This is a genomic window from Flavobacterium sp. UW10123, from assembly GCF_040538975.1.
Taxonomy (GTDB): Bacteria; Bacteroidota; Bacteroidia; order Flavobacteriales; family Flavobacteriaceae; genus Flavobacterium.
In genome coordinates, this window is sequence record NZ_JBEWQE010000049.1 from 1 (window position 1) to 203 (window position 203).

Below are 203 nucleotides of genomic sequence, written 5' to 3' on the forward strand. Positions count from 1 at the left end.
GTCAGAAGCTGTAGGGAATTGAGCCTGAGCGGCAGCAAGCCCTTCGGTGTCGCTGCATTCTAAAGTTGCGTTTAGTGTGCCGGCCACGGTATTCCATGTTGGCGCTGTTTTGTCCTCAATTGTAATTATCTGAGTGAAAGTTTCAGAAGTGTTTCCGCAATCGTCTTTTACAGTCCAAGTGTTGGTGTATGTTCCAGCGTTTG

1 protein-coding gene is annotated in these 203 nt (G+C 47.8%); it reads right to left on the reverse strand.

Going from position 1 to position 203, the window contains the following annotated elements:
* Window positions 1-203 (reverse strand): hypothetical protein (locus ABXT06_RS22745; protein WP_354592763.1); only part of this gene is annotated, 203 nt, incomplete at both ends.